This window comes from Streptomyces sp. NPDC093111 (assembly GCF_040683955.1).
Classification (GTDB): Bacteria; Actinomycetota; Actinomycetes; order Streptomycetales; family Streptomycetaceae; genus Streptomyces.
Window position 1 is genome coordinate 1 of record NZ_JBFBNW010000040.1, and the last position, 18,852, is coordinate 18,852.

At 70.1% G+C, this 18,852-nt stretch carries 16 protein-coding genes; 4 read left to right on the forward strand and 12 right to left on the reverse strand.

Going from position 1 to position 18,852, the window contains the following annotated elements; translation table 11 throughout:
• Positions 1-261: 261 nt before the first annotated feature.
• The 3 genes from AB0Q96_RS38490 to thyX form a co-directional block, all read right to left on the reverse strand.
• Positions 262-1,947: a ribonuclease J gene (locus AB0Q96_RS38490; protein ID WP_365333928.1), complete on the reverse strand. Its 1,686-nt coding sequence runs from the start codon at positions 1,945-1,947 to the stop codon at positions 262-264.
• A gap of 112 nt (positions 1,948-2,059) precedes the next feature.
• Positions 2,060-2,959 (reverse strand): 4-hydroxy-tetrahydrodipicolinate synthase, encoded by a 900-nt coding sequence (gene dapA / locus AB0Q96_RS38495; RefSeq protein WP_365333930.1) that lies wholly within the window; start codon positions 2,957-2,959, stop codon positions 2,060-2,062.
• Positions 2,960-3,138: 179 nt separating this feature from the next.
• On the reverse strand, positions 3,139-3,879 hold the full coding sequence (gene thyX, locus AB0Q96_RS38500; protein WP_365333932.1) for an FAD-dependent thymidylate synthase: 741 nt from the start codon (positions 3,877-3,879) through the stop codon (positions 3,139-3,141).
• 199 nt (positions 3,880-4,078) lie between these two features.
• Here thyX and AB0Q96_RS38505 point away from each other — a divergent pair, with 199 nt between their 5' ends.
• Both AB0Q96_RS38505 and AB0Q96_RS38510 read left to right on the forward strand, forming a co-directional pair.
• On the forward strand, positions 4,079-4,309 hold the full coding sequence (locus AB0Q96_RS38505; RefSeq protein ID WP_365333934.1) for a hypothetical protein: 231 nt from the start codon (positions 4,079-4,081) through the stop codon (positions 4,307-4,309).
• Positions 4,310-4,362: 53 nt separating this feature from the next.
• Positions 4,363-4,917 (forward strand): PH domain-containing protein, encoded by a 555-nt coding sequence (locus tag AB0Q96_RS38510; RefSeq protein ID WP_365333936.1) that lies wholly within the window; start codon positions 4,363-4,365, stop codon positions 4,915-4,917.
• A 97-nt stretch (positions 4,918-5,014) separates the two neighbouring features.
• On the opposite strand, the gene AB0Q96_RS38515 is transcribed toward AB0Q96_RS38510, so the two are convergent.
• From AB0Q96_RS38515 to eccD, 6 genes are all read right to left on the reverse strand, one after another.
• On the reverse strand, positions 5,015-5,455 hold the full coding sequence (locus tag AB0Q96_RS38515; RefSeq protein WP_365333938.1) for a hypothetical protein: 441 nt from the start codon (positions 5,453-5,455) through the stop codon (positions 5,015-5,017).
• Positions 5,456-5,459: 4 nt separating this feature from the next.
• Positions 5,460-6,212, reverse strand: a complete 753-nt coding sequence (dapB, locus tag AB0Q96_RS38520) for a 4-hydroxy-tetrahydrodipicolinate reductase (protein WP_365333940.1) — start codon at positions 6,210-6,212, stop codon at positions 5,460-5,462.
• A gap of 29 nt (positions 6,213-6,241) precedes the next feature.
• Complete coding sequence (locus tag AB0Q96_RS38525) at positions 6,242-7,621, reverse strand: pitrilysin family protein (RefSeq protein ID WP_365333942.1); 1,380 nt, start codon at positions 7,619-7,621, stop codon at positions 6,242-6,244.
• The gene (locus AB0Q96_RS38530; RefSeq protein WP_365333944.1) at positions 7,618-9,837 is read right to left on the reverse strand and encodes a polyribonucleotide nucleotidyltransferase; all 2,220 of its coding nucleotides are present in this window, start codon (positions 9,835-9,837) and stop codon (positions 7,618-7,620) included. Before AB0Q96_RS38530 ends, AB0Q96_RS38525 begins: the two co-directional genes overlap by 4 nt.
• A gap of 298 nt (positions 9,838-10,135) precedes the next feature.
• On the reverse strand, positions 10,136-10,426 hold the full coding sequence (gene rpsO, locus AB0Q96_RS38535) for a 30S ribosomal protein S15 (RefSeq protein ID WP_043230508.1): 291 nt from the start codon (positions 10,424-10,426) through the stop codon (positions 10,136-10,138).
• A gap of 236 nt (positions 10,427-10,662) precedes the next feature.
• On the reverse strand, positions 10,663-12,138 hold the full coding sequence (gene eccD, locus AB0Q96_RS38540; protein ID WP_365333946.1) for a type VII secretion integral membrane protein EccD: 1,476 nt from the start codon (positions 12,136-12,138) through the stop codon (positions 10,663-10,665).
• Positions 12,139-12,319: 181 nt separating this feature from the next.
• Between eccD and eccCa the strand changes: the two genes are divergently transcribed.
• Together eccCa and AB0Q96_RS38550 are read left to right on the forward strand one after the other, a co-directional pair.
• Entirely contained in the window at positions 12,320-16,273 is a 3,954-nt protein-coding gene (gene eccCa, locus AB0Q96_RS38545; protein WP_365333948.1) for a type VII secretion protein EccCa, read from the forward strand.
• 135 nt (positions 16,274-16,408) lie between these two features.
• Entirely contained in the window at positions 16,409-16,654 is a 246-nt protein-coding gene (locus AB0Q96_RS38550) for a DUF397 domain-containing protein (protein ID WP_365333950.1), read from the forward strand.
• A gap of 70 nt (positions 16,655-16,724) precedes the next feature.
• Here the strand turns inward: AB0Q96_RS38550 and AB0Q96_RS38555 are convergent, their stop codons facing one another.
• From AB0Q96_RS38555 to mycP, 3 genes are all read right to left on the reverse strand, one after another.
• A complete protein-coding gene (locus AB0Q96_RS38555) occupies positions 16,725-17,018 on the reverse strand; it encodes a WXG100 family type VII secretion target (RefSeq protein WP_365333952.1) in 294 nt (97 codons plus the stop codon).
• A 44-nt stretch (positions 17,019-17,062) separates the two neighbouring features.
• Entirely contained in the window at positions 17,063-17,401 is a 339-nt protein-coding gene (locus AB0Q96_RS38560; protein WP_361177476.1) for a WXG100 family type VII secretion target, read from the reverse strand.
• A gap of 180 nt (positions 17,402-17,581) precedes the next feature.
• Positions 17,582-18,841, reverse strand: coding sequence for a type VII secretion-associated serine protease mycosin (mycP, locus tag AB0Q96_RS38565; protein WP_365333954.1), 1,260 nt, complete (start codon positions 18,839-18,841; stop codon positions 17,582-17,584).
• Positions 18,842-18,852 lie beyond the last annotated feature (11 nt).

Consider the following 18,852-nt stretch of genomic DNA (forward strand, 5'->3'; position numbering starts at 1 on the left):
CTTCGTTCTTGCGTTTCCGACTCTATCAGATCTTTCCGATCCGATTTCCTCGGTGCTTTCCGGTCCCGATTTGTTTTTCTCGGGGCCTTCCGGCGTGTTCCGACTTTATCAGAAGTTCTGAGTCGGTTTTCCCGCTTCCCGGTTTCCGTACCGGCGCACTGTGGCGCTCGGCGGTTCCCGGTCTGGCGGAGCCGTAAACGTACTGGAGCGGGGCGCCCCGATGCAAATCGAGGCGCCCCGCTCCTGGTGTGTGCCGGTCCGTCAGACCTCCACGACCACCGGGAGGATCATCGGGCGGCGTCGGTAGGTGTCCGACACCCACTTGCCGACCGTGCGCCGGATCAGCTGCTGGAGCTGGTGCGGCTCCATCACGCCGTCCTGGGCGGACTTGTTCAGGGCCTGGCCGACCTTCGGGAGGACCGCGTCGAACGCGGCGTCCTCGATGCCGGAGCCCCGGGCGTGGATGTTCGGGCCACTGACGATCTTGCCGGTGGTGGAGTCCACCACCACGAAGACCGAGATGATGCCCTCCTCGCCGAGGATCCGGCGGTCCTTCAGGGAGGACTCGGTGACGTCGCCGACCGAGAGGCCGTCGACGTACACGTAACCCGCCTGGACCTTGCCGGTGATGCGGGCGCGGCCGTCGACCAGGTCGACGACGACGCCGTCCTCGGCGATGACGATGTGGTCCTTGGGGACACCCGTCATCGCGCCGAGCTCGGCGTTGGCGCGCAGGTGGCGCCACTCGCCGTGGACCGGCATGAGGTTCTTCGGCTTGCAGATGTTGTAGAAGTACAGCAGCTCGCCGGCCGAGGCGTGGCCCGAGACGTGGACCTTGGCGTTGCCCTTGTGGACGACGTTCGCGCCCCAGCGGGTCAGGCCGTTGATCACGCGGTAGACCGCGTTCTCGTTGCCCGGGATGAGGGACGAGGCCAGGATGACCGTGTCGCCGGGGACGATCCGGATCTGGTGGTCGCGGTTGGCCATCCGGGACAGGGCGGCCATCGGCTCGCCCTGGGAACCCGTGCAGACCAGCACGACCTCGTCGTCCGGCAGGTCGTCCAGCGTCTTCACGTCCACGACCAGGCCGGCCGGGACCTTCAGGTAGCCGAGATCGCGGGCGATGCCCATGTTGCGGACCATGGAGCGGCCGACGAAGGCGACCCTGCGGCCGTACTCGTGGGCGGCGTCCAGGATCTGCTGGATGCGGTGCACGTGGCTGGCGAAGCTGGCCACGATGATGCGCTTCTGGGCGTTGGCGAAGACGTTCCGCAGGACGTTGGAGATGTCCCGCTCGTGCGCCGTGAAGCCCGGGACCTCGGCGTTCGTCGAGTCCGTGAGCAGGAGGTCGATGCCCTCCTCGCTCAGGCGCGCGAACGCGTGGAGGTCCGTGAGGCGGTTGTCCAGCGGCAGCTGGTCCATCTTGAAGTCGCCGGTGTGGACGACCATGCCCGCGGGGGTGCGGATGGCGACGGCCAGCGCGTCGGGGATGGAGTGGTTGACGGCGATGAACTCGCAGTCGAAGGGGCCGAGCCGCTCACGGTCGCCCTCGGCCACCTCAAGGGTGTAGGGGCGGATGCGGTGCTCCTGCAGCTTCGCCTCGATCAGCGCGAGGGTCAGCTTGGAGCCGATGAGCGGGATGTCCGGCTTGAGCCGGAGCAGGTACGGCACGCCACCGATGTGGTCCTCGTGGCCGTGGGTCAGGACGATGCCCTCGATGTCGTCGAGGCGGTCCTGGATGGTGGTGAAATCGGGCAGGATCAGGTCGACGCCCGGCTGCTCCTCTTCGGGGAAGAGGACGCCGCAGTCGACGATCAGCAGACGGCCGTCGAACTCGAAGACCGTCATGTTCCGGCCGATCTCACCGAGCCCGCCGAGCGGGGTGACTCGGAGGCCGCCCTGGGGCAGCTTCGGCGGGGTGCCGAGTTCGGGATGCGGATGGCTCAAAAGTCTCTCCTCACCACACACGCCACGTACCGGCTCGGGCACGTGGCGCGCATGACATTCGTGCACTTGCTGTTTGTGTTCAGTTACGGGTCTTCAGTTGTGAAGTCTGTCGTCAGAGCTCTACCCCGCCGGCGGCGAGGTCCAGCGTGAGCTGGGCGGTCTCCTGGTCGCTGAGCTCGACCAGCGGGAGCCGCAGTGGGCCGGCCGGGAGGCCCTGGAGGGCGAGCGCGGCCTTGGTGGTGATGACGCCCTGGGTGCGGAACATGCCGGTGAAGACCGGCAGCAGCCGCTGGTGGATCTCGGTGGCCTTCTGGACGTCGCCGGCCAGGTGGGCCTCCAGGAGGGCGCGGAGTTCCGGGGTGACCACGTGGCCCACCACGGAGACGAAGCCGCAGGCGCCCACGGAGAGCAACGGAAGGTTGAGCATGTCGTCGCCGGAGTACCAGGCGAGGCCGCTGCGGGCGATGGCCCAGCTGGCGCGGCCGAGGTCGCCCTTGGCGTCCTTGTTGGCGACGATCCGGGGATGCTCGGCGAGGCGGACGATCGTCTCGGTGTCGATCGGGACGCCGCTGCGGCCGGGGATGTCGTAGAGCATCACGGGGAGCTCGGTGGCGTCGGCGATGGCCGAGAAGTGCCGGTACAGGCCCTCTTGTGGGGGCTTGTTGTAGTACGGCGTGACGGCCAGCAGGCCGTGTGCGCCGTCGCGCTCCGCGGTGCGGGCGAGCTCCAGCGTGTGGTGGGTGTCGTTGGTGCCGATCCCGGCCACGACGTGGGCACGGTCGCCGACCGCTTCCAGTACGGCCCGTACGAGCTGCGATTTCTCCGCGTCGGTGGTGGTGGGGGACTCGCCGGTGGTGCCGTTGACGACCAGGCCGTCATTGCCCGCGTCCACGAGGTGGGTGGCGAGTCGCTGGGCACCGTCGAGGTCGAGTGCGCCGTCCGCCGTGAAAGGCGTGACCATGGCGGTGAGGACCCGCCCGAAGGGGGTCTGCGGAGTGGAGATCGGAGCCATGGGTAACACGCTACTCGCTGCTCAGCGCCGGGTGTCCCCCTGGGGGGACGTGAGAAAGGGAGCCCGGCACTGCCTGCTCGGGGGTTCAAGCAGTGCCGGGTCCGTTTGATCAGCCTAGATGAACTTCGTGAAACGTCGCAATACGGACACTTCGCGGGAGAAGTTCGTACTTATGTGCTCTATGGGGCCACACGGCCGTTCTTGTTGAAGGCCGCGTGGGTCAGCGGCATCAGCCTGGCCCAGTGCTCTTCCATCTTCTCGCCCACCATCTCGATCTCACGCTGGGGGAACGAGGGCACCGCGGCGAGCTCGTGCTGGGTGCGCAGACCGAGGAAGTGCATCAGGGAGCGCGCGTTGCAGGTGGCGTACATCGAGGAGTACAGGCCCACCGGCAGGACCGAACGGGCGACCTCGCGGGCCACGCCCGCGGCCAGCATCTCCTGGTAGGTCGCGTACGCCTGACGGTACGAGTCCTCCATGGAGCGGCCGACGAGCTCGTGCTGGGCCTCGGTGCCCTCGACGAAGACGTACTTGCCCGGGCGGCCCTCCTGGACCAGCTTGCGGGAGGCGTCCGGGACGTAGAAGACCGGCTGGAGCTCCCTGTAGCGGCCCGATTCCTCGTTGTAGGACCAGCCCACCCGGTGCCGCATGAACTCGCGGAAGACGAAGATCGGGGCGCTGATGAAGAAGGTCATCGAGTTGTGCTCGAAGGGGCTGCCGTGGCGGTCCCGCATCAGGTAGTTGATCAGTCCCCTGGAGCGCTCCGGGTCCTTCTGGAGCTCCTCCAGCGACTGCTCGCCCGCCGTGGACACCCGCGCCGCCCAGAGCACGTCCGAGTCGCCGGCAGCGCTCTTGACCAGGTCGACGGTGACGTCGCTCCGGAAGTCGATCTTCTGGTTCTCGGTGGGTGTGTCGGTCACCGGCGGTCCTTCCAGTCGGGCGGTTGCAGTCGCCCACTCTAGTCACGTCCTACCCAAGGATGAGATTCGGCCGCTTTGATGAAAAAGGGCACCAAAACCTCGATTCGCTCGTCTGTACCTGTGACAGACACCATCAGCACCGAATCCGAGGAGAGTGACCCTGATGTCGCTCCCCCAGCTACCGCCGGGAGGTACCCCCATGCGAGAGGCTGTCCCGTTCGCGTTCGTCGCGGAGTCCGACCGCTTCCGCAGTAACGTCACTCCCCCGCCTCGCGAGCGTCCCACCCCGTCCCAGGTGCTGGGCCGTACGCTGATCGGGCTGACCGTGGTGGCAGGCCTCGTCGGATCGCTGATCCTCGGAATGCCCTCCCTCCAGTCGGGGAGCACGGGCGCTCACCAGCAGCAGTCCGAGGCTTCCGACGGACGCTGAGGTAGCCTCACCGGGCACAGCCCACCGAACGTGCTTGTGAGTGAGGACCTGTCGTGCCCCTGCCCTTTCTGACGGCCGACCGTGCTTTCGACGCGACCGACGACATCGCGCTGCCGTTCGACGACCACGATCAGTGGCGTCGGCCGTACCGGCCCGGCCCGTGGCGGGTGGGCATGGCGGCGCTCGCGCTGCTGCTCGCCTCGTTCGTGCTGCTGGCCGCCGTCGTCATCGCCGTCGCCGGAGCGCTCGGCGGCGCCGCGTTCACCTTCGGTGTGGCCGCGCTGATCATCCTCGCGGCGCTGCGCCTGCTGCGCATGGGCGTGTGGGTGAGCCGGGCGGGCCTGCGTCAGGTCACCTTCTTCGCGACCCGGACCGTGCCGTGGCCCAAGATCTCCGAGGTGCGCACCGCGCAGCAGCCGGTGCGCTGGCTGGGACTCCCCCGCACCGTCCAGGGCCAGGCCCTCATGCTCGTACGTCACGGCGGCGGGCAGGGCCAGCTGTTCACCGACCACAACGCGGACTTCCTCTCGCGCGTCGAGGCCTTCGACCGCGCCGCCGACACGATCGAGGCGTGGAACGCCGAGTACGCGGGAACCACCGCCCGCTAGAACGGCCGAGGGGCCGCCCGAAGGCGGCCCCCTGAAGGTCCTGAACAGCCCTGCACAGCCCTGAACAGCTCTCAAAAGCCTCTGAACAGGCCCGGCCCTAAGCGGCTTCGTGCAGCGTGATCGCCCGCTGCATCGCCTGGCGGGCGCGCGGGGTGTCGCGGGCGTCGTGGTACGCCACCGCGAGCCGGAACCAGCAGCGCCAGTCGTCCGGGGTGTCCTCCGTCTCGGCCTTGCGCCGTTCGAAGACCTCGTCGGCCGAGTCCCGGTCGACGCGGCCGCCCTGAGTGCGCCTCAGCTCGTCGACGGGCAGCCCGCCCTCGGCCTCCAGCTCCGCGGCCAGGCGGTTGGCCCGGCGCGCGAAGCGGGTGTTCTTCCAGAGGAACCAGGCGCCGACCAGCGGGAGCAGGAACGCCACGGCGCCCATGCCCATCGCGGCCGGCTCGCCGGTCAGCAGCAGCAGCACGCCCTCCATCCCCACCACGCCGAAGACGAGGACGAGGACGGTGGCGAGGAAGACGTACGTGATCTTTCCACCCATGACGTCAGCCCAGGTCCAGGAAGTGTTCCAGGCCGAACGTGAGGCCCGGGGTGGTCACCACGCGGCGGGCGCCCAGCAGGATGCCCGGCATGAAGCTGGAGTGGTGCAGGGAGTCGTGACGGATCGTCAGGGTCTCGCCCTCACCGCCGAGCAGCACCTCCTGGTGGGCCAGCAGGCCCCTCAGGCGTACGGCGTGGACGGGCACGCCGTCCACGTCCGCGCCGCGCGCCCCCGGCAGGCCGCTCGTCGTCCCGTCCGGCTGGGCGCCGAGGCCGGCCTCGGCGCGGGCCGCGGCGATCAGCTGGGCGGTGCGGGTGGCGGTGCCCGAAGGGGCGTCCACCTTGTGCGGGTGGTGCAGCTCGACGACCTCGACGGACTCGAAGTACGGCGCCGCGATCTGCGCGAACTTCATGGTGAGGACCGCTCCGATGGAGAAGTTCGGGGCGATCAGGACACCGGTGCCGGGGGCGTCGGCGAGCAGGCCGTTCAGCTGCGCGAGGCGCTCCTCGTTCCAGCCGGTGGTCCCGACGACCGCGTGGATGCCGTGGCGCACGCAGAAGTCGAGGTTCTCCATGACCGAGGAGGGCGTGGTCAGCTCGACCACGACCTGGGCGTCCGCCTCGACCAGGGTCTCCAGCTTGTCGCCGCGGCCGAGGGCCGCGACCAGTTCCAGGTCCTCGGCGGCCTCGACGGCCTTGACCGCCTCGGAGCCGATACGGCCCCGGGCTCCGAGGACCGCCACGCGCAGCTTGCTCATGCTCTGGTTCCTTACATGACGAGAGAGGGTCAGGAGACCGCTTGGTGGAGGCGGTCCGCCTGCTTGTCCTTCAGCGGGCCTATCACCGAGAGCGAGGGCCGCTGCTCCAGTACATCGCGGGCCACTTCCCGTACCTCGTCGGGGGTGACCGCCGCGATCCGGGTGAGCATGTCGTCGACCGACATCTGGGTGCCCCAGCACAGCTCGCTCTTGCCGATGCGGTTCATCAGCGCGCCGGTGTCCTCCAGGCCGAGCACGGTCGAGCCGGAGAGCTGCCCGATGGCGCGGGCGATCTCGTCGTCCGTGAGCCCGTCGGTGGCGACCTTGTCGAGCTCGTCCCGGCAGATCCGCAGCACGTCGTGGACCTGGCTGGGGCGGCAGCCCGCGTAGACCCCGAAGAGGCCGCAGTCGGCGAAGCCCGAGGTGTACGAGTACACGCTGTAGGCCAGGCCGCGCTTCTCCCGGACCTCCTGGAAGAGGCGGGAGGACATGCCGCCGCCGAGGGCGGTGTTCAGCACGCCGAGCGCCCAGCGGCGCTCGTCGTTGCGGGCCAGGCCCGGCATGCCGAGGACCACGTGGGCCTGCTCGGTCCGGCGGCCGAGCAGCTCGACCCTGCCCGCGGTGCGCAGGGTGCGGTGCCCGTCGCGCGGGGCGATCGGGGTGGCGTCGGTACGGGTGAGGGCGCCGGCCTTCTCGAAGGCGCGGCGGACCTGGCGTACCACCGTGGCGTGGTCGACGTTGCCGGCGGCGGCGACGACCAGGTGGGTCGGGTCGTAGTGCTTCTTGTAGAAGCGGGAGACCTGGTCCCGGGTGAGCGCGTTGACCGTGTCGACGGTGCCGAGGACCGGGCGGCCCAGCGGGGTGTCGCCGAACATGGTCCGCGCGAACAGGTCGTGCACCATGTCGCCGGGGTCGTCCTCGGTCATCGCGATCTCTTCGAGGATCACACCGCGTTCGGCGTCCACGTCGGAGTCGAGGATGAGCGAGCCCGTGAGCATGTCGCAGACGACGTCGATCGCCAGCGGCAGATCGGTGTCGAGGACCCGGGCGTAGTAGCAGGTGTACTCCTTCGCCGTGAAGGCGTTCATCTCGCCGCCGACCGCGTCGATCGAGGCCGAGATGTCGAGGGCGGACCGCTGGTGGGTGCCCTTGAAGAGGAGGTGTTCGAGGTAGTGGGTGGCACCGTTGAGCGCCGGGGTCTCGTCGCGGGAGCCGACGTGGGCCCAGATGCCGAAGGTGGCGGAGCGCACCGACGGAAGGGTCTCGGTGACGATCCGGAGGCCGCCGGGCAGGGTGGTGCGCCGGACCGTGCCGATGCCGTCCTTGCCCGGGAGAAGCGTTTGGGTACGGGCGACGGCCCGCCCCTCCGAGGAGGGGCGGGCCGTCGCGCGGGGACTACGGGACGTCACTGGTCGGTGTCGCCCTTGTCGTCGGCGGCGCCGTCCTCGTCCGCGATCACGGGGATCAGGGACAGCTTGCCGCGCTGGTCGATCTCGGCGATCTCGACCTGGACCTTGGAGCCGATCGCGAGCACGTCCTCGACGTTCTCCACGCGCTTGCCACCGGCGAGCTTGCGGATCTGCGAGATGTGCAGCAGGCCGTCCTTGCCCGGGAGCAGGGAGACGAAGGCACCGAAGGTGGTGGTCTTGACGACCGTACCCAGGTAGCGCTCGCCGACCTCCGGCATGGTCGGGTTGGCGATGCCGTTGATCGTGGCGCGGGCGGCCTCGGCCTGCGAGCCCTGCTGGGCACCGATGTAGATGGTGCCGTCGTCCTCGATCGTGATCTCGGCGCCGGTGTCCTCCTGGATCTGGTTGATCATCTTGCCCTTGGGGCCGATGACCTCACCGATCTTGTCCACCGGGATCTTGACGGTGATGATGCGCGGCGCGTTCGGGGACATCTCGTCCGGAACGTCGATCGCCTCGTTCATCACGTCGAGGATGTGCAGACGCGCGTCGCGGGCCTGCTTCAGCGCGGCGGCCAGGACCGAGGCGGGGATGCCGTCGAGCTTGGTGTCGAGCTGGAGCGCGGTCACGAACTGCTTCGTGCCGGCGACCTTGAAGTCCATGTCGCCGAAGGCGTCCTCCGCACCGAGGATGTCGGTGAGGGCGACGTAGTGCGTCTGGCCGTCGATCTCCTCGGAGATCAGACCCATGGCGATGCCGGCGACGGCGGCCTTGAGCGGCACACCGGCGTTCAGCAGGGACATGGTGGAGGCGCAGACCGAGCCCATGGACGTCGAACCGTTGGAGCCGAGGGCCTCGGACACCTGGCGGATCGCGTAGGGGAACTCCTCGCGGGTCGGCAGCACCGGCACGATGGCGCGCTCGGCGAGCGCGCCGTGGCCGATCTCGCGGCGCTTGGGCGAACCCACGCGGCCGGTCTCACCGACGGAGTACGGCGGGAAGTTGTAGTTGTGCATGTAGCGCTTGCGGGTCACCGGGGAGAGGGTGTCCAGCTGCTGCTCCATGCGGAGCATGTTGAGGGTGGTGACGCCCAGGATCTGGGTCTCGCCACGCTCGAACAGCGCCGAGCCGTGCACGCGCGGGATGGCCTCGACCTCGGCCGCGAGCGTACGGATGTCCGTGAGGCCACGGCCGTCGATGCGGACCTTGTCCTTGATGACGCGCTCGCGGACCAGCTTCTTGGTCAGCGCGCGGTAGGCCCCGCCGATCTCCTTCTCGCGGCCCTCGAAGGCCGGGAGGAGCTTCTCGGCCGCGATCTCCTTGATGCGGTCGAGCTCGGCCTCGCGCTCCTGCTTGCCCGCGATGGTGAGCGCCTTGGTGAGCTCACCCTTCACGGCGGCGGTGAGCGCCTCCAGGACGTCGTCCTGGTAGTCCAGGAAGACCGGGAACTCGCCGGTGGGCTTGGCGGCCTTGGCGGCGAGGTCCGACTGGGCCTTGCAGAGGACCTTGATGAAGGGCTTCGCGGCCTCGAGACCGGCGGCGACGACCTCCTCGGTCGGCGCCTCGGCGCCGTCCTTGACGAGGTCGATCGTCTTCTCGGTGGCCTCGGCCTCGACCATCATGATCGCGACGTCGCCGTCCTCCAGGACGCGACCGGCGACCACCATGTCGAAGACGGCGTCCTCGAGCTCGGTGTGCGTCGGGAACGCGACCCACTGGCCCTTGATCAGGGCGACGCGGGTGGCGCCGATGGGGCCGGAGAAGGGCAGGCCCGCCAGGATCGTGGACGCGGAGGCGGCGTTGATCGCGACCACGTCGTACAGGTGGTCGGGGTTGAGCGCCATGATCGTCTCGACGATCTGGATCTCGTTGCGCAGGCCCTTCTTGAAGGAGGGGCGCAGCGGCCGGTCGATCAGGCGGCAGGTGAGGATGGCGTCCTCGGAGGGGCGGCCCTCACGGCGGAAGAACGAGCCGGGGATCTTGCCGGCCGCGTACTGCCGCTCCTCGACGTCCACCGTCAGGGGGAAGAAGTCGAGCTGGTCCTTGGGGCGCTTCGAGGCGGTGGTCGCAGAGAGGACCATCGTGTCGTCGTCCAGGTAGGCGACGGCGGAGCCGGCGGCCTGCTTGGCCAGACGGCCGGTCTCGAAGCGGATGGTGCGGGTGCCGAAGGAGCCGTTGTCGATGACGGCCTCGGCGTAGTGGGTCTCGTTCTCCACTAGCGGTTTCTCCTACGTGTTCGTCTTTGCGTCCTTCGGCCCGTGTGGCCGGGGACGGTGTCGACGGAGGCGGAGAAGCGCGCTGGGTGCGGGCCGGTCTTCGATCGAAGCTCCCGGGTCTCTTGCCCGGGGGCCACTACCGAGGACCGGCGGCGAAGCAGGCGGCTCCTCGCTCGTCCGTCGTCTGTGCTGTTGTGCGTGCGGTTGTGACACCAGCCTACGGTCCGCTGCGCACCTTTCGCACGTACAGCAAAGGGAGCGGCCCCCTGAAAGTGGGAACCGCTCCCTTCACGGCGACTTACTTGGCGCCGCCGGCCGCACCGCGGCGGATGCCGAGGCGGTCGACCAGCGTACGGAAGCGCTGGATGTCCTTCTTGGCCAGGTACTGCAGGAGGCGGCGGCGCTGGCCGACCAGGATCAGCAGGCCACGACGGGAGTGGTGGTCGTGCTTGTGGGTCTTGAGGTGCTCGGTCAGGTCCGAGATGCGGCGGGACAGCATCGCGACCTGGACCTCGGGAGAGCCGGTGTCGCCCTCCTTGGTGCCGAACTCGGTCATGATCTGCTTCTTGACAGCGGCGTCGAGAGCCACGCTGGTCTCCTCTTGGTGTTCGTGCGCCCACGAGTGCCCCTGGTCTGGATCTCAGGGGAATCTTCCGTGACTCGCGAGCGAAGGTCCGATGAGCGCTGCTCCCCGAGCCCGTACACGGGACGAGATCGTCCTGAGCGGGGTGATTCCGGGAGCGCGTACACAAACGGCCGTCACACAGCGTACCAGCTCGCCGGTGAGGCCGTTCGGGTGAGCCGGTCCCGGTGACCGGCCGGTGGCTAGCTGGTCAGCGAGCGGGCCGCCATGAACACGTCGAGCACGGCGAGGCAGAGCGGGACCAGGGAGAGCAGGACGAAGCCCTCGGCGAGGTCGAGCAGGCGGCCCCAGAAGGGCGAGAGGCCCTTCCTGGGGATGATCAGGCCGATCGCGGTGACCAGGGCGGCACCGGCGGCGACGGCCGCGGTCAGCCAGATGGTGCGGACGTCCAGGCCGCCGCGGTCCCCGTACATCACGAGGTCCTTGACCAGGTCGACCGGCGGGTTCAGGGAGAGGCCGAGGATCAGCAGGGCGATGGCGGCGAGGCCGGCGACCAGGACGCAGGCGACCTGCGAGGTGTAGCGGAAGAGCCGGGCGCGCAGCAGCATCGCGAGGCCGGCGGCCAGGGCGAGGAGCTGTCCCCAGACGTTCCCGGCGAAGCCGAGGACCGCGGCGGAGCCGACGACGACGGCCGCGCAGCCGCCGACCAGGCCGAGCAGCATCTCGTGGCCGCGGCGGGCCTGCAGGGCGATGCGCTCGCCGTCGACGGGCTGCGCCTCCTCGTGGGCCGCGTGGTGCGGGTCGGCCAGGAACTCGTCGTCGGCCGCGCTGCGCGGCGCGGCGTAGCCGATGGGCAGGCGGGCGAAGCGGGCCGAGAGGCCGGGCAGGAAGGCGACCAGGCCGATGGCCACGGGCACGCAGACGGCGGCGGTGTCGGTGGCGGAGGACTCCGTCAGGATCGCCAGGAAGGTGGCGAGGGTGCCGACGGTGGCCAGGAAGGTGGCCGCGACGAAGGGGGCGTCGCCGCTCGGGGTGAGGGCGACCAGCGCGACGGCGGCGACCAGGACGGTGACGCAGCCGAGCAGGAACTGGAGCCGGCCGGGGCCCTGCCCCGCGTCGGGGGCGATGATGCCGGAGCCGGCGATGAGCAGCAGCGGCAGCGCGCCGAGGCCCAGGGCGACGGCGGTGGCGCGGTCCCCGTAGACCCGGGCGCGGACGCCGGCGAAGGCGGTGAGCAGGACGCCGGCGGCGCCGGCGATGACGCCGGGCAGGCTGTGCATGTCGTGCCGGAGCGGGTCGGCGAACCAGAGGACGAAGCCCATGAGGACGAGGAGCAGCACGCCGCCGAGGAGTCCGGCGCCGCGCAGCAGGTCGTCGCTCCACAGGTGCCGGTCGCGGGTGACGGCGGAGGCGACGGCGTCGGAGACGTCGTCGAAGACGGCGGGCGGCAGCGACTGCGCGAAGGGGCGCAGCGAGAGCACCTCGCCGTCGAGGACCTGCTGGGCGGCGAGCGAGCGGGCGCCGTCGAGGACGGAGCCGTCGCGCCGGACCAGGTGGTAGCCGGTGGGGGTGCCGGCCGGCTGGGTCTGTCCGGTGAGCCGGAGGATCTCCGGGTGGACGTCGGCGACGGCGATGTCCTCGGGGAGTGCGACGTCGATACGGCTGTCGGGCGCCACGACGGTGACGCGGCAGAAGCCGGTCGCTGCGGTCGTACTCACGTTTCTGGACCCCCTGATTCGCGGTTGCGCACACTGCGGCGCCACCCTACCGGGGACCGGTGGGGGTGGCTGCAAGTAGGATCCTGCACTCACGGGGGAGACCGCATGGAACACAGCCGACGGGGGCGCGAATGCGGCTGCTCCCTCACGAGCCCGCCCGTAACGAGGGATTGATGCGCCGGTGAGCCAGATCGTCGTCAAACGCCCGCCGAGGTCCCTTCCTCCGGAAGTACCCGGTGAGGAACTGGTCCTGGAGTCTCCGCCGGAACTGCCGCGGGGACAGCAGGAGTCCGCGTTGATGCAGCTCCTCCCGATGCTGGGCATGGGCTCGTCCGTGGTCTTCTTCTTCATGACGCCGTCGCCGATCATGCGGATCATGGGCGTCCTGATGCTGGCGTCGACGGTCGCGATGGCGATCGCCCAGTTCGTGAGGTTCCGCCGCGGTACGCAGGGGCAAATGGCCGATGTGCGGCGGGACTACCTCAAATACCTCGCGCAGACCCGGCGTACGGTGCGCCGCACGGCCCGTCGTCAGCGGGACGCGCAGTTGTATCTGCACCCGGCGCCCGAGCAGTTGTGGTCGGTGGTCGCCGAGGGCTCGCGCGTGTGGGAACGGCGGGTCGGCGACCACGACTTCGCGCAGGCGCGGATCGGACTGGGCGCGCAGCAGCTGGCGACTCCGCTGGTGGCGCCGGACACGGCGCCGGTGGACGAGCTGGAGCCGCTGTGCGCGGGCGCGATGCAGCAGTTCCTCGCCGTGCACGGCACCCTGGACGGGCTGCCGATGGCGGTGTCGATGCGGGCGTTCTACCACGTGACGGTGTCCGGTGAGCCGGAGTCGGCGCAGTCCGCCGCGCGCGGTCTGGTGGCGCAGTTGGTGACGCTGCACTCCCCCGAGGACCTGATGCTGGCCGTGGTGGCGGCGCGCGGTGCGCAGGAGCGCTGGGACTGGACGAAGTGGCTGCCGCACACCCAGGTGCCGGGGACGCTCGACGGGGCGGGCACGAAGCGCCTGTTCGGCGACGACCTGGGCGAGCTGGAGCAGTTGATCCGCTCGCGCCTGGACGGGCGGCCGCGGTTCAGCCGGGACAACCAGCCGGTCCTGGACCAGCCGCACGTGGTGGTGGTCCTGGACGGCGGCATGGTGCCGCCCGACTCGCTGCTGGCGGCGGCCGAGGGCCTGCAGGGCGTGACCATCGTCGAGGTGGTCTCCGGTGAGCTCGACGAGCAGCGCGGCGGCCTGTCCGTGGTGGTACGGCCGGGGCGGCTGCGGCTGGAGTCGGGCGGCGGTTTCGCGTACGAGGGCGTGCCGGACCTCATGTCGCTGCCGGCCGCGGAGGCGCTGGCCCGGCAGCTGGCGCCGCTGCGGATGGGCGGCGGGGACGACGACGAGCCGCTGCTGGCCAACCTGGACTTCACGGATCTGCTGAACCTGGGCGACGCCGCCTCGGTGGACGTGGCGCGCACCTGGCGGCCGCGGTCGGTGGCGGAGCGGCTGCGGGTGCCGATCGGTGTCGGCGAGGACGGGCAGCCGGTCATGCTGGACCTGAAGGAGGCCGCGCAGGAGGGCATGGGCCCGCACGGTCTGTGCGTGGGTGCGACGGGTTCCGGCAAGTCGGAGCTGCTGCGCACGCTGGTGCTGGGGCTCGCGGTGACGCACTCCTCGGAGACGCTGAACTTCGTCCTCGCGGACTTCAAGGGCGGCGCGACCTTCGCGGGCATGTCGCAGATGCCGCACGTGGCGGCGGTCATCACCAACCTGTCGGACGACCTGACGCTGGTCGACCGCATGGGCGACGCGATCCGCGGTGAGCTCCAGCGGCGGCAGGAGCTGCTGCGGTCGGCGGGCAACTACGCGAACATCCACGACTACGAGAAGGCGCGGGCGGCGGGTGCTCCGCTGGAGCCGCTGGCCTCGCTGGTCCTCGTGATCGACGAGTTCTCCGAACTCCTCACCGCCAAGCCGGACTTCATCGACATGTTCATCCAGATCGGCCGCATCGGGCGTTCGCTGGGCGTGCATCTGCTGCTGGCCTCGCAGCGCCTGGAGGAGGGCAAGCTGCGCGGCCTGGACACGTACCTCTCGTACCGGATCGGTCTGCGGACCTTCTCCGCCGCGGAGTCGCGCACGGCGCTGGGCGTGCCGGACGCGTACCACCTGCCGTCGGTGCCGGGTTCCGGCTATCTGAAGTTCGGTACGGACGAGATGACCCGCTTCAAGGCGGCGTACGTGTCGGGGACGTACCGTACGGGCGGTCCGCGGCTGGAGGCCGGGCAGCTGCCGATCGAGCGGCGGCCCGCGGTGTTCACGGCCTCGCCGGTGCCCGTGGTGTACGCGGCGCCGGACCCGGCGTATCTGACGGCGCAGCGCGCCGAGGAGGACGACGCGCTCGCGGACACGGTCCTCGACGTGATCGTGCGCCGGCTGGAGGGGCAGGGGGTGCCGGCCCACCAGGTGTGGCTGCCGCCGCTCGACCAGGCGCCGACGCTCGACCAGCTGCTGCCGGGGCTCGCGCAGACCGCGGACCGGGGGCTGACGGCGACGGAGTACAGCCGCCCCGGCGGTCTCACCGTGCCGCTGGGTCTCATCGACAAGCCCTTCGAGCAGCGGCGCGAGGTGCTGTACCGGGACTTCTCGGGTGCGGCGGGCCACATGATGGTGGTCGGCGGTCCGCAGTCGGGCAAGTCGACGCTGATGCGCACGCTGGTGTCGTCGTTCGCGCTCACCCACACGCCGGCCGAGGTGCAGTTCTACTGCCTGGACTTCGGCGGTGGCGGCATGTCCTCGCTGGCCGATCTGCCGCACGTCGGCGGGGTGGCGTCCCGGCTCGACCCGGAGCGGGTGCGGCGGACGGTCGCCGAGGTGATGGGGGTGCTCAACCGGCGGGAGGAGTTCTTCCGCGCGAACAACATCGACTCCATCGCGACCTACCGGCGCAAGCGCGCGGCCGGCGAGCTGCCGGGCGAGCCCTGGGGCGACGTGTTCCTGGTCGTCGACGGCTGGGGCGGCTTCCGCAACGACTACGACATGCTGGAGCCGGTCGTCTCGGACCTCGCGGCGCGCGGTCTGGGCTACGGCATCCACGTGGTGATCACCGCGGCCCGTTACATGGAGGTGCGGGCCGCGCTCAAGGACCAGATGCTGGGGCGTCTGGAGCTGCGGCTCGGTGACGTCATGGACTCCGAGTTCGACCGCAAGGTCGCGGCCAACGTGCCGCCGGGCGTGCCCGGGCGCGGCCAGGTGCCGGAGAAGCTGCACTTCATGGGGGCGCTGCCGCGGATCGACGGGGCGAGTTCGGCGGAGGACCTGTCGGAGGGCACGGCCGCGTTCGTGCGGGCCTCGAAGGCCGCCTGGACGGGTGCCGCGGCCCCGGCCGTGCGGCTGCTGCCGCGCCGGCTGCCGGTGGAGCAGCTGCCGAAGGGCTTCGAGTACCCGCAGCACGGCATCGCGATCGGCATCGACGAGACGAACCTGGAGCCGGTGTTCGTCGACTTCGAGACGGACCCGTTCTTCCTGATCTTCGGCGAGAGCGAGTCCGGCAAGACGGCGCTGCTGCGCCTGATCGCCAAGCAGCTGTGCGAGCGGTACACGCCGGAGCAGGCGCGGATCGTGGTCGGTGACTACCGGCGCACGATGCTGGAGGCGGTGGCGCCCTCGCACCTGCTGGAGTACGCGCCGATGGCCTCGGCCATGCAGATGCACATGGACGCCATCAACACGGTGATGACCAAGCGCGCCCCGAAGCCGGACATCACCCCGCAGCAGCTGCGCGATCGCAGCTGGTGGACGGGTCCGCAGCTGTTCGTCCTGATCGACGACTTCGAGCTGGTCGCGACGAACTCGGGCAACCCGCTCCAGGTCCTGGTGGAGAACCTGCCGTTCGCCCGTGACGTCGGCATCCGTTTCATCGTGGCCCGCAACGCGGCCGGCGCCTCGCGCGCGATGTACGAGCCGTTCATGCAGCGCGCGAAGGAGCTCGGCGCGCAGGGCGTGATTCTCTCGGGCGACCCGGGCGAGGGCGACATCCTCGGCAACGTGCGGGCCCGGAAGATGCCTCCGGGCCGTGGCACCTTCGTCTCCCGCAAGCGCGGGATGCCGCTGGTCCAGCTGGGGTGGATGCCGGACCGGACGTGACGGGGGCGGTGCCTCCGTTTCCGGTGTGCGGGGACGGGGGCGTCGCTAGGGTGGTCGGCGGGGTCGCACCGTACTGATCAAGCTCGCACTCAGCTCAGACTCAGCACAGATTCAGCACAGATAAGGAACGCGCCGATGGCTGACGCCCAGGACAGGGAACGCGTGAAGGAAGAGCTCTACGCGCTCGACATCTCCGGTGTCGAGTGGCAGGGGGCGCCGGGGACCAGTCCGGACGAGGAGCGGGTCGAGATCGCGTACCTGGAGGGTGGCGGGGTGGCGATGCGCTCCTCGCTCGACAAGGAGACCGTGCTGCGGTACACGAAGGCCGAGTGGGACGCGTTCGTGCTCGGCGCGCGGGACGGCGAGTTCGACCTGAAGTAGCGGGACCGGACACGCGTGAGGGGGTGGCCCGTGCGAACGGGCCACCCCCTCACGCGTCAGTGACGCGGGGTCACATCATCATGCGGAAGCGGGCCGCGTTGCCCTTGTCGGTGTCGCGGTAGCCGACGACCGACTCGTCGAGGAGCTGGGCGATGCGCGCCAGGTCCTGGTTCATGGCCGCCATGTCCTTGGTCAGGCGGTCCTGGCTCTCGCGGTACGCGATCTTGGCCTCACCGTCCCAGTTGGAGGCGACGCGGTTGACCTCGGCCATGAGGTCTTCGAGCTTCTGGTTGAGCTGGCTGGAGGTCAGACGGACGTCGCCCGCCGCCTGGGTCACGGTGTCGTAATTGACCGCAGTAGTCATCTTCGTGGCTCCTGGAGTGTTGGGACGCGGGAGGAGGGCGAGGCTCAGGCCATGCCGAGGATGGCGCTCTGGCCGGCCGAGGTGTCGTCCATCTTGCGGAAGGACCGGATGCGGTCCTCCTCCTCCTGCGTGAAGCCGTCGGCGCTCATGCGCATGACCTCTTCCAGCTTCACGAGCTCGACGCGCATGTTGCGCAGACGCAGGTTCAGGTCGTTCTGGACCCGGTCGTACTCCTTGCTCGCGGCGCCCTGCCAGCCCGCCTGGATGCGGTCCACGACGCCGTTGAGGGAGGTGATGCGAGCCTGGAGCTCGTCGTGGAAGTCCTGGATCCGGCCGGCCAGCTTGACTTGTTCGGCACTGGTTACGTTCAGGTCTTTCGACATCTTGCCCCTTCTTCCTACGGTGGCGAGCGGCGGTCAGGCCGCCGGGCCTTCCGATCGCTGTACGGACGGGTATCTCTTGATGCCGCCCCCGTGCTGGGATCGCACTACCGTGCCCCCGACCGTCACTCTAGCCATTGGGGACGGTAGTTCCAACTGCAAAGTACCCACCGGATACTTGGCTCACCGGGCCGGTCTCCGGCGCCGGCTGTCGCGGATCACGGCGGCGGCGCCGGCGACCACGGCCACCAGTACCGCGCCGATCCCCAACGCGTAGGTGGCGAGGCGTTCGGAGCGCTCCTGGGGGGTCTCCGACATCGCCATGTGGGCCGGTTCGGGCGCCGGTGGCCTGGGCGGTCCCGGGTCCGGTGTGGGGCTGCTCGGCGGGGCGGTGTCGTCGGCTCCGTCGGCGAGTGCCCGCACCGGGTCGACGACGCCCCAACCCACGTGCCTGTCCCGATCGTTGACCGATCGGACCGCGGTCTGCTCGATCCGGGTCACGATCTGCGCCGCGGTCCAGTCCTTGTGCTTGGCGCGCAGCAGGGCGGCGACGCCGGAGACGTAAGGGGCCGAGAAACTGGTCCCGTTGTCGACGCACTGGCCGCCGCCCGGGACGGTCGAGACGATGTCGACGCCGGGTGCGGCGACCCCGACGAAGGGGCCCGACTGGGAGAACGCGGCGCGTTCGTTGTCGCGGTCCGAGGAGGCGACGGCGAGGACGCCGGGGAAGGCCGCGGGGTAGGTGTTCTTGTCTTTGCCGTCGACGCCGTCGTTGCCCGCGGAGGCGACGACCACCACGTTCGCGGCGATCGCCCGCGCGACGGCCTTGGCCATGGCGGATTCCGGTCCGAGCGGCTGGGTGGTGTCCTGGGAGATGTTGATGACGTCCGCGCCCTTGAGGACCGCGTAGTCGATCGCCTGGGCCATCGTGTCGGACTTGCCGCTGTTCTTCTCGTCGTTCTGCCGGATCGGGATGATCGTGGCCTCGGGGGCCAGGCCGACGAAGCCGGTGCCGTCGACCGCGCGGGCGGCGATGATCCCGGCGACCTTGGTGCCGTGACCGACCTGGTCCTCGGTGCCGTCGGTCTTGCCGCGCTTCTCGTCGCCGGGGCCCGGGTTCTCCTTGTCGGGCTTCAGGTAGTCCTTGCCCGACTTGGCGTCCACCGCTTCCTTCAGCTGCGGGTTGACGTCGTCGACGCCGGTGTCGATGACGGCGACCCGGACGCCCTTGCCCTTGCCGCCCTGCCACAGCTCGTCGAGCAGCACCCGCTGGAGCGACCAGGGGATGCCCGCGATCTGCTTCTTCATGGGGAAGGTGCACTCGCCGCTGCCGTCGAGACCGGCCGGGCGGGCGATGCCCTCGGCGTACGCGGCGGGCGGCGCCGCGAGCAGGCCGGCGAGGGCCGTGGCGGCGAGCAGCGCCCCCGTACGGTACGTCGTCATCCGCTCCACCT

Excerpts from the sequence above, each read along its gene's own strand:
- dapA (WP_365333930.1), bottom strand. The coding sequence starts at position 2,959 with ATGGCTCCGATCTCCACTCCGCAGACCCCCTTCGGGCGGGTCCTCACC.
- AB0Q96_RS38505 (WP_365333934.1), top strand. The coding sequence starts at position 4,079 with ATGCGAGAGGCTGTCCCGTTCGCGTTCGTCGCGGAGTCCGACCGCTTC.
- AB0Q96_RS38515 (WP_365333938.1), bottom strand. The coding sequence starts at position 5,455 with ATGGGTGGAAAGATCACGTACGTCTTCCTCGCCACCGTCCTCGTCCTC.
- dapB (WP_365333940.1), bottom strand. The coding sequence starts at position 6,212 with ATGAGCAAGCTGCGCGTGGCGGTCCTCGGAGCCCGGGGCCGTATCGGC.
- AB0Q96_RS38550 (WP_365333950.1), top strand. The coding sequence starts at position 16,409 with ATGGCTGACGCCCAGGACAGGGAACGCGTGAAGGAAGAGCTCTACGCG.
- AB0Q96_RS38555 (WP_365333952.1), bottom strand. The coding sequence starts at position 17,018 with ATGACTACTGCGGTCAATTACGACACCGTGACCCAGGCGGCGGGCGAC.
- AB0Q96_RS38560 (WP_361177476.1), bottom strand. The coding sequence starts at position 17,401 with ATGTCGAAAGACCTGAACGTAACCAGTGCCGAACAAGTCAAGCTGGCC.
- mycP (WP_365333954.1), bottom strand. The coding sequence starts at position 18,841 with ATGACGACGTACCGTACGGGGGCGCTGCTCGCCGCCACGGCCCTCGCC.